Source organism: Dolichospermum sp. UHCC 0259, assembly GCF_009711935.1.
Classification (GTDB): domain Bacteria; phylum Cyanobacteriota; class Cyanobacteriia; order Cyanobacteriales; family Nostocaceae; genus Dolichospermum.
The window spans coordinates 1-6,023 of record NZ_VIKX01000226.1; the positions used below are offsets into that span (position 1 = coordinate 1).

Below are 6,023 nucleotides of genomic sequence, written 5' to 3' on the forward strand. Positions count from 1 at the left end.
CTATGGTTCAATATAGTCTTGGGAAGTGGGGGAAGTAGGGGGGAAGAAAGAATTTTCCCAATGACAACGGACAACTGACAACTGACTAATCACCTATTTGCTTATTCTGAAATTCCTGTTCCAGTAAATCTGTATCTGTGGAATAAACTGAATCTTCCTTCCCAATGATTTTTTCTGTGGCAAATTCACGAGCAAAAGCGATCTTTTTCTGTAAAGAAGCATCCGCACCTGCTAATAATCTAGCCCGTTCTTGGCGTTGAAGATTGCGAGTAGAAATCTGATCATTGCGTCGCTTAATCCAAAAATACCGAATTAAGGGAATAGCGAGAAACCCCGTACCATAAGCCAATAACAATCCATAAATCCCTTGCACAAAAGCGACTAATCCGCCAATTTGAGCCGCAATTGTGCCATTTCTTAATAAATTACCCAGAATTAAAGCTCCAACAAAATTTACTCCCCCTAAACCAGCACTGAGCATAATTTGTCCAGAACTAGCTGCACTAAAATTCCAAGAAAATTCATGCAAATATTCAGATATAGAACGCCGTTGTTTTTTACTAGCTCTTACCTGTAACTCTGGAAAATAATATACTATTTGACCATCAGAACTCACCTGGGGCATTCCATTGAATCTTACCAGCACAGGCAACATATAATCCTCATATTCTTGTTGATATTTTTCGCCAACATCATCCAAATAAGGAGCAACTTGTTCTGCCACTACTGCACCTTGATTATTACTAATTACAGCCCCAATTTCTTCCCAACGGCGTTCTTCTAAATTGGCATTAGGATCACCATCACCAAAGAGGAATGAAAACACAGCTTCAAAAAAATTCATTTCACTATTTTCGCCCCGTTCCCTCCGTCTTTCTTGGCGGTTATCACCATAATTGGGACTGAAATACCAGAATAAATCCGGGAAAAAGAAGAAATTATTACCTCTAGAACTACTGCGATTATCATCATCCCGATTTGAACTAGCAGTCATGATTATAGTGATAGTCACAATAATGAGAACGATAGAAGCAACTAAAAGGATGGCAAAGGAAATCCGAATCAGATAAAATAGCACAGACCAAACTTTTTTCCACCATTCCTTTAATCTAATTTGCAAGTATTTATTGCGGATAATATCTCGAAAATTTTTGGGAAATTGGTAAACAACATCACCTGATTCTGCAACTTGCAAATGTCCCCCAGCATCAGCCGCTAGAGCTAATAAGCTTTGATTGACTTCAGCTATATTTAATCCTATCTGAGTAGCTACATCACCAACGGTGACTCGATAGCCTAGTTGTTCAACAGAACGCATAATGGCGGGATTAGGAGTCATAAATATTACGATACTAAAAAGATAAGTAGGTTGGTGTAAATAATCAGGGTTGGGACAAGGTAGGAGGACAGGGAGCTTTCTATGGGAGAGAAAAGGATTTAAACATTATTTACTTTTCTTCACACATTTTGGTGATGTCACGTCCACTTTACTTGTCTTCGACTCCAATATAACAAACTACCAAACTCTATCATACTGAAGAAAGAGCTTATACATAGAATTTGCTGATAGCGGATAATTTTTGCGCCGCAACGCAAGCTATAGCCATATAAACCTAAAATATTGATAAATCAATAGTTTCAGGGGTATTAAAGCTTAATAATATCTCAAAAATAAGCCTGGAAATTCAACTATATTACTTCTGCGGTAGCTATATCTAGCTATCAAGATTTTGAGTAGATATTAGACAAAAAATGTCAGTTATTTGAGCTAAATTTTCCTGTTCGGATAATTTCTTGATTTGTCAAATTTTGTGATTGATGAGCAAACTTTTTGTTGGATATATAGCATTTCCTAGTCTGATGAGGTACAAAATTATCTGTGTTCATCTGCGTTTATCTGCGTTTAATTCTGACTTTTTGTACCTCACTAGCATGAGAATTGCTATAACAACTTGCTATTAAGCTATTTTTATTGGGGATAAACTTTGATTATTTCTGTAAATTAGGAGAATTTTTAGGAAATTTGGCTCTACTTAACCGCTTGGATTTATTCAAGGATATTTTCTTTATTCCCTGGCTAGTTTTGATTTTTAATAAAAAGTAATTCTTCAGATAGAAGGAATTAATAAATAACAGTTTTAGCTTAGTAACGTAGATAGATAATCTACGATAATTATCAGGAGAATTTTATGGCTACTAAATCAGAAAAAGGGCAAGAAAAAAAAGGTCAGGAACATCATCGCGGTCCAGATAAAGGTGAAGCTTATGGAGTAGCAGCAGTAACTCAAGCACTTGCAGGTATAGACTTTCCTGCCAGTAAAGAAGACATACTCGAACAAGCCAGAGGTCACGAAGAAATTCACTGGACAAAAGACAGAACCATAGATTTACGCTCATTACTTGATCAAACAGATCAAGATGATTTTGAAAGTATGCCTGAATTAGTCGAAGTCATCAGTGAAACTGTAAGAGAAGAAGAACCTGTATAGCTGTAGTGGCTTATAAATAATTAACTCCTATGTTTATAAGCCGCTGAGTTTAAATTTAATTATTGTGTAAATAAATCAATTATTTATTTTTTTAAAGTTAGTCGTTAATTTTTAATTCTACACCACAGTGTATTAGACATACAAAAATGTAGGGGGAGTCGTAATACTCCCCTCTCTTTTTCTGATAATGCGATCGCTATCTCTGAAGAAATCAAGAATTTTTTAGCGAGACGGTGTTCCTTGGTTAGGGAGACCAGGCTTTGTCACAGCAGCACCAGGAGATTCAGCTTCAGCCCCAGGACGAACATCTGAACCTGATTCTTGACCGGTCATCCGATATCTTTCATCAGCGGGAGTATTACCCTCTTCTGTAGTGGGTACATTCGTTTCCGTTCCAGGGTTATCTTGAGGATTCTCCCTCACCTTATCTTGCCGTGTGTCTGGAGGAATTTTGGCTGTCATGGATTTGTACCTTGTTAACAGGTGATTCCATAACAATAGTTTTTAGTTACTTAAAAGTGTTCTATCCTCTGATAGGACTTGTAGAATAAATTACACACTATTGAGTCTCACTCTGGAGATAGACTGCTACAACAAAAAGGGAGCGATCGCTCTCATTCCTAAATAGTATTTATCTGGTATATTAATTCTACATTCTCAAACCTGACTGAATTAAAGTTACAGAGTTTTCGGGCGATCGCCATCATATTTTTCACAAATTACATAGGATTAATATATATACAGCTATGGTTCAATATAGTCTTGCTCAAAGTCCAGAAATTATCCTCACCGTTCCTGGTAAAGATTCCGCTAAAGCCCGTGACAAAGCAATGGATCAGTTAATGGAACTCATGGACGCTGGTGAATTACCAACAGAACTAGAAGAGGGATTTGGTCCGCAACAATTAATTGAGGTCAAAGAACCAACGACAGATACGACTAGCCGTGAAGATGAAATTACCCAAGCAGTACAAATCCTGAGTAATTTAGCTTCCCTCAAATTAAAAGTCCAAGAATCCCGCACCGAAGCCTTAGAAATTCGTCAAGCCATTGATGTCCTCTTTTCCGATAAATCCGTCACCGAGGAAGAAATAACCCATCTTAAAGAAGGTTTTAAAGTTCTGAAAAATTTTGCTCAGGCTAATTTGCGTTACCAAGAAGCCAGAGGAAAAGCAGAACAAGCTAGACAAATTCTAGATCAAGCTCTCAAATCACCGGAATAATTGGTAATTGGTAATTGGTAATTGGTAATTGGTAATTATTCCTCCTGACTCCTGACTCCTGACTCCTGATCAAGAATTTGCCACAGGAATTGATGAGTGTGATATTATAGGAGACTGCTACACAAACCTAAGAAAAATAAGAATTTAACCAATCATGGCTCTGACGCAACAGCGCAAACAAGAACTCATTTCTGGATACCAAGTTCATGAAACCGACACAGGTTCGGCTGATGTTCAAATTGCAATGCTAACTGACCGCATTAACAAGCTCAGTCAACATTTGCAAGTTAATAAGAAAGACCATTCTTCCCGTAGAGGACTATTGAAGATGATTGGCCAAAGAAAGCGTCTTCTAGCTTATATCCAAGCAGGTAGTCAAGAAAAATATAAAGCTTTAATTACTCGTCTTGGTATTCGCGGTTAGGAACTAATTCTTATGACTGCTGAAGAATCGGAACGTAGTCCCTTACCTTTTGAGCCAAACAAAAAGCGTCCAAAACCTGCTAAGACTAAAACTCAGCCCGTTCTTAAGACCCAAGAGACTCAGGAAAAACCGCAACAGCAACGTCGTTATTCTAAACAAGAAATGGCGATTCCTGAAGTAGTCAGCCAGCGAATGGTTCGCAGAGTAGCTGGTTTTTGCGGTATCCCCACAGCTTTAGGAATTTCTAGCTTGATAGTTAGTTATCTGTTAGTTACCTTGGCTGATATCCAACTCCCCCCTATCGCCGTTTTATTGGTGAATATGGGATTATTTGGTTTGGGTGTGTTGGGAATTACCTATGGTGTTCTTTCCGCGTCTTGGGATGAAGAAACACCGGGAACTTTTCTGGGTTTGGATGAATTTAGCACTAACTGGGGTAGGATGACCGAAGTTTGGCGTGACACCCAGAAAAAGAACGTCTAACAAGCAGCGTCCAGGTAATAACTGTAATCTGGGGTAAGTTGGAAAATGAGTGTTGAAGTGGAATTTTTATCGCTTTGACTTCAAGTTTAAAAAACTATATTTTTCTGGTTTATACCCAATATTCAGCCAAAAATACCTGGCGCTATATTATTAACTTGGTGAAAAACTCGATATTGAGGACGCAAAGTAGGAGAGATAGCGATCGCTGTAATTAATCTATAATGTACTTCTGACCGAAAATAAGCATCAAAAAATTATTAGAGGTTTGAAAAAACGGGGATTAGTTGAATTTAATCATAATGAATATTTGTTATATCCAGTCATTCGTCACTTGCAAATAATTCATTCTTTACTCTTTAACTTATTAGGGATTTAATACTAACGCACCCTACAAGACTCTTCTTCCTTGTTCTTTTAATAATATATCCATCCATTCTCGATCTTCGGCTAACAAATCTGGTACAGGAGGAATGTTATAATCTAAGGTTAAATCAAATCTAGCTCTTTCATAAATACCTAACAATAAATGCTGTAAATTTAACTCTATTTCTTCTTCTCCTTTTTGTAAAGGTATGGGAAAAATAGGTATGGTTTCTTTGACAGAAAATGCAAATAATTGAGCCGATGGAAAACGACATGATCTTACAGTTAAAATGCGATAATCTGTGTCATAAACTCTGGTGACAATAGGCATTTTTTCCCCAGTTCTAATTAAGTCAATTTCTACTAAGTTAGTATCACTTTGCAATATTTTCTCCCGTTTATCTAAATAGGATCTTCTACCTTCTTTAGTTTTTTTATTAGTAGGAGAAAGTATCTCAATTACAGTGATTACTTTACCTGTAGAAATTTCTCTAATTTCTAAATATCCTTCTTTAATTTCTAACGGTAATGGTAAGGTGACAGTAATTGCCTTATTTTCTGTTTCTGTGGGTAAAGTTGCTATTGCAGTTTTACTAACATTTGATTTTTGTTCTTGTTTAACTGATAAAATTGCCACATCAGGAATACCAATTAATAAAGAATCTTCGGTATCAAGTCTATAAGTACGTTTTTCTATAGCTACTCGATATGTTTCGCTAAGATGAGATTCTATATTATCGGCGATGGCTGTAATTAATCTATGATGTACTTCTGACCATAAATCAGGATTTTCTAAGTAGGGATTCATCCCTGGAAATGGTGAACTCATAAATTTATCACTACAATATTCTAAGAGTTACTATTCCAGTATAGCATTTATCCAGGTTGTGCTGTAGATGCTGGTGATGTTATAATTTGTAATTGATTTATGACTAAATTTATTCTGAACTCGCTTGATTATTCAACCAAGCCACCAAATCAGCTTTACTGGTAAAATCTAATAACGCTAAACCTAGTGTGTTAATTCTGTGAATCCTTTAC

Annotated in this window: 8 protein-coding genes; 4 read left to right on the plus strand and 4 right to left on the minus strand. The window is 36.7% G+C overall.

Going from position 1 to position 6,023, the window contains the following annotated elements:
- Positions 1-85: 85 nt before the first annotated feature.
- A complete protein-coding gene (locus FJR05_RS19075) occupies positions 86-1,339 on the minus strand; it encodes a hypothetical protein (protein ID WP_168645585.1) in 1,254 nt (417 codons plus the stop codon).
- A gap of 850 nt (positions 1,340-2,189) precedes the next feature.
- Here FJR05_RS19075 and FJR05_RS19080 point away from each other — a divergent pair.
- Positions 2,190-2,489: a DUF2795 domain-containing protein gene (locus FJR05_RS19080; RefSeq protein WP_168645586.1), complete on the plus strand. Its 300-nt coding sequence runs from the start codon at positions 2,190-2,192 to the stop codon at positions 2,487-2,489.
- Positions 2,490-2,711: 222 nt separating this feature from the next.
- On the opposite strand, the gene FJR05_RS19085 is transcribed toward FJR05_RS19080, so the two are convergent.
- The gene (locus tag FJR05_RS19085; protein ID WP_168645587.1) at positions 2,712-2,951 is read right to left on the minus strand and encodes a hypothetical protein; all 240 of its coding nucleotides are present in this window, start codon (positions 2,949-2,951) and stop codon (positions 2,712-2,714) included.
- A gap of 284 nt (positions 2,952-3,235) precedes the next feature.
- Here FJR05_RS19085 and FJR05_RS19090 point away from each other — a divergent pair, with 284 nt between their 5' ends.
- From FJR05_RS19090 to FJR05_RS19100, 3 genes are all read left to right on the plus strand, one after another.
- Positions 3,236-3,712, plus strand: a complete 477-nt coding sequence (locus FJR05_RS19090) for a hypothetical protein (RefSeq protein ID WP_168645588.1) — start codon at positions 3,236-3,238, stop codon at positions 3,710-3,712.
- A 154-nt stretch (positions 3,713-3,866) separates the two neighbouring features.
- Entirely contained in the window at positions 3,867-4,136 is a 270-nt protein-coding gene (gene rpsO / locus FJR05_RS19095; RefSeq protein WP_168645589.1) for a 30S ribosomal protein S15, read from the plus strand.
- A 12-nt stretch (positions 4,137-4,148) separates the two neighbouring features.
- A complete protein-coding gene (locus tag FJR05_RS19100) occupies positions 4,149-4,619 on the plus strand; it encodes a PAM68 family protein (RefSeq protein ID WP_168645590.1) in 471 nt (156 codons plus the stop codon).
- Between the two features lie 388 nt (positions 4,620-5,007).
- Here FJR05_RS19100 and FJR05_RS19105 read toward each other — a convergent pair whose 3' ends face one another.
- Positions 5,008-5,811 carry a DUF4058 family protein gene (locus FJR05_RS19105; RefSeq protein ID WP_168645591.1) on the minus strand — a complete coding sequence of 268 codons (804 nt, stop codon included), beginning with the start codon at positions 5,809-5,811 and terminating at the stop codon, positions 5,008-5,010.
- Positions 5,812-5,920: 109 nt separating this feature from the next.
- Positions 5,921-6,016: a DUF4351 domain-containing protein gene (locus tag FJR05_RS28050; RefSeq protein ID WP_168645592.1), complete on the minus strand. Its 96-nt coding sequence runs from the start codon at positions 6,014-6,016 to the stop codon at positions 5,921-5,923.
- Between the last annotated feature and the right edge of the window lie 7 nt (positions 6,017-6,023).

Bases quoted from the DNA above. Each gene is read 5' to 3' on its own strand.
- rpsO (WP_168645589.1), top strand. From the start codon at position 3,867: ATGGCTCTGACGCAACAGCGCAAACAAGAACTCATTTCTGGATACCAA.
- FJR05_RS19090 (WP_168645588.1), top strand. From the start codon at position 3,236: ATGGTTCAATATAGTCTTGCTCAAAGTCCAGAAATTATCCTCACCGTT.
- FJR05_RS19100 (WP_168645590.1), top strand. From the start codon at position 4,149: ATGACTGCTGAAGAATCGGAACGTAGTCCCTTACCTTTTGAGCCAAAC.
- FJR05_RS19075 (WP_168645585.1), bottom strand. From the start codon at position 1,339: ATGACTCCTAATCCCGCCATTATGCGTTCTGTTGAACAACTAGGCTAT.
- FJR05_RS19105 (WP_168645591.1), bottom strand. From the start codon at position 5,811: ATGAGTTCACCATTTCCAGGGATGAATCCCTACTTAGAAAATCCTGAT.
- FJR05_RS19080 (WP_168645586.1), top strand. From the start codon at position 2,190: ATGGCTACTAAATCAGAAAAAGGGCAAGAAAAAAAAGGTCAGGAACAT.
- FJR05_RS19085 (WP_168645587.1), bottom strand. From the start codon at position 2,951: ATGACAGCCAAAATTCCTCCAGACACACGGCAAGATAAGGTGAGGGAG.